Origin of the sequence: Armatimonas sp. (assembly GCF_031410135.1) — a bacterium.
In the GTDB taxonomy this organism is placed as follows: Bacteria; Armatimonadota; Armatimonadia; order Armatimonadales; family Armatimonadaceae; genus Armatimonas.
In genome coordinates this window covers 1-2,766 of the sequence record NZ_JANNYP010000773.1, presented here as the reverse complement: position 1 = coordinate 2,766, position 2,766 = coordinate 1, and the positions used below count along the sequence as shown (strand labels likewise).

The 2,766-nt window shown below is 60.4% G+C and carries 3 protein-coding genes; 1 reads left to right on the top strand and 2 read right to left on the bottom strand.

Translation table 11 applies throughout. The annotated features are described in order from the left end of the window. On the bottom strand, window positions 1-716 hold a 716-nt coding region (locus tag RMO15_RS28465; RefSeq protein ID WP_309720986.1), incomplete at its 3' end, for a radical SAM protein. A gap of 12 nt (window positions 717-728) precedes the next feature. Beyond that, window positions 729-1,982, bottom strand: a complete 1,254-nt coding sequence (gene larA / locus RMO15_RS28460; protein ID WP_309720983.1) for a nickel-dependent lactate racemase — start codon at window positions 1,980-1,982, stop codon at window positions 729-731. Window positions 1,983-2,099: 117 nt separating this feature from the next. Here larA and RMO15_RS28455 point away from each other — a divergent pair. After that, a partial coding sequence (locus RMO15_RS28455; protein WP_309720981.1) for a cellulose synthase operon protein YhjQ/BcsQ occupies window positions 2,100-2,766 on the top strand: 667 nt, incomplete at its 3' end.

Here is a 2,766-nt window from a genome sequence, read left to right as displayed (position 1 = left end):
AGGCGGTGGGCACGGCTGAGAAAGTGCTCCCAGCCGCGCTCGGTGTAGAGCTGGCGCAGCTCGGTCTCTTTCCAGTGGAAGTTCATCCCGCTGACCCAGGCTTCGGAGACGGCGGGCTGGAGCAGCTTTGCCAGACGCTTGGGTGTGCACGGAAGCAGCGGCGCGACCGAGGCGCTGACGGCAATCCCGGCGTCGCGCAGCTCTTTGGCGGCTTTGAGGCGACGGGAGATCGAGGGCGCACGGGGCTCGAAGACTTTCCGCACGACATCGCTGTCGGTGGGGATGGAGATGCCAACGGTGAGGCTATCTCCGAAGCGCTGGAGAAGCTCGATGTCGCGCAGGATATGCGGCGAGCGGGTCTGGATATGTAGCTGAGCGGGTGCGGCCATGAGCAGCACTTCCAGGCAAGCCCTCGTCAGCCCAAGGCGCTTCTCCAGCGGCTGGTACGGGTCAGTAGCCGACGAGAAAAACACGCGCTGGCCCGTCACTTTGCGGCTCTCGCGCTGGAGGGCATCCACCGCGTTTTTCTTCACCTCAACCCACTCGCCCCACGCCGCGCGCTTCTCGGGACTCTCGTAGACAAACTCGCTGGCGTAGCAATACGCGCAGCCAAACAAACAGCCACGGTAGGGGTTGATCGTCACGTCAAAGGGAATCCGTCCGGGACTCTTCTGCCGCGTGACCACAGAGCGCACCTCGATCTCGGTAATGAGCACGAATCCAGTATATCAAACTTCTGTTTGTATTGCTGGGATCACGTAGGGGCCTTTAGGAATGATGGCGATAGTTGCGTCGGGCGAGATTCGGGCGAGGGCTTCGTCCATACTTCCCACGGCGTCCACATGGCAGCCGCGCAGCTCTTTGGCACGCTCGGGCTCGGTGACGACGATGATTTTATGATTTCGGCAGGCGCGAGCGAGCATCTCCACTTGCCACTGGTCGGGGAGGGGGTTCCAGCCGGGGGCGCTCATCTGCGCGACGAGGGTATCCAAATCCGAGTGGGCTTCGAGGGTCTCGCGGAAGTGGGCGCTCCCGATGCCTTCCTGCATCTGCGCGGCAATAATCACGGTGCCGCCAGGCTTGACAATGGGATAGGCCCCGACGATGCCTTTGACGACTTGATAAAATGTCGCGTCCAGTGGGTAGCCGCCGCCGCTGGTGAGGCAGACATCCACGGCCTCAGGGATAAGCGGTCGGGCCTGCTGGGCGATAAACTCCGTGCCGCGCCGCCAGTCGGTGATCCAGTGACCGCAGAAAACGCCCGTGACGCGCCGCTGCTCATCGAGCGTGACATCGCAGATCAGATCGGCGGGAGCAAACGCCGCAATGGCCGTGTTTTCCTCATGAACCGGGTTGTTATCCAGCACGCCGTTGCGTGCGTTATCATGCTCTAAGAACTGCGGCGAGTGCCAGGCTTGGATCGTCTCGCGGCCTGCGACGCCCGGCATCACGAGCTTGCGCCCGCCCGAGTAGCCCGCCATAAAGTGCGGCTCGATCAGCCCGACGGTGATTTTTAGCTCGGCATCAAGCCAGTGGGTGTCCAAATAAATCGGCAAGTTTCCTGGACTGGTGCCGATAAAGCGATTGGTCGCTGGGTCGTCGCAATCGTGGTCTATCACGCGCACGCCGCTGTGTAAGATTTCTTTGCCCAGCAAGTCCAATAGCTCTGCAGGAGTGCTGGCGCGGTGGGTACCCGTGGCGATAAGAATCGTAATGCTTTCTGGCGCAAGACCAAGTAGCGGCAGAATCTCTCCTAAGATAAGCTGGTTGGGTACGGGGCGTGTGAAGTCGCAGATGATGATGCAGGCGCTACGCTTGCCTACCGCTAGGCGCGGCAGCTCGGCGGTCAGCAGAGCGTCACGTACGGAATCCGAGGGGGAAGCGAGAGGTGGTGCGGGGGTGAGCCCCAGAACATGGCGCACATCGCGACCCGTCAAATCTACCATCAGGCCCATGCGGCCATAGTCCAGAGAGAGTCTCATGGAAGTATTGTAGCGGCTAAGCGCAACGGGCTACAATACTAGCCTGTCCAGATTCCGAGGATTCCTGCCAATAATACGGGGGAGTCGTAAAAGTAGACGGAGGTAGGTGTTGTAGGAATGCGAATACCGGGGTTTCGTGGGAAGCGTTTGGAGAGTGCCGAGAGGGCAAAAAAAGAGCTGGGACTGACTGTCCTGGGCGAACTGCCACGTCCTACGGCAGGTGCGCCGAAGCTAGAGGCTGCCTACGGACATCTCTTTCAGGAGACGCTCTTACGCCTGTCGCAGGGAGAGCTGCACCGCATGACCCTTGCGGTTACTTCCACACATGAGCACGAGGGACGAACCTCCGTTGCCGCTAACTTGGCGATTGCTGCCGCACGTCAGGGGCGCAGTGTCTTACTCGTCGATATGGAAGCACGCAATCCCTTACTTCACCGGATTTTCGGGGGAGACTTCGCGTCCGCCACGCCAGGGCTGGTGGATCTTCTCTCCATGGCTATCACCTCACCCTCTGAGGTGATCCTAGAGACCGGTGTTCCTCGTCTACGCCTTCTTCCTGTGGGGGACACAGAGCGCCACGATCCTGCGACACAGTTTAGCTCGCCTCGGTTGGAGCACTTTGTGCGGAAGCACGCACCACGCTTGGCCGATATTGTGATCTTCGATGCCCCCAATGTCTTGAGCAGTGAGGCCGGTCGTCACGTGCTGAGCCACGTGGACGGTTGTGTCTTTGTTGTGGGACTCGGGGAGCTTGAGGCAAGTAGTGCCCGAAAGGCTCTGGAAC

Coding starts and splice junctions, on each gene's coding strand:
- larA (WP_309720983.1), bottom strand. CDS start 1,982: ATGAGACTCTCTCTGGACTATGGCCGCATGGGCCTGATGGTAGATTTG.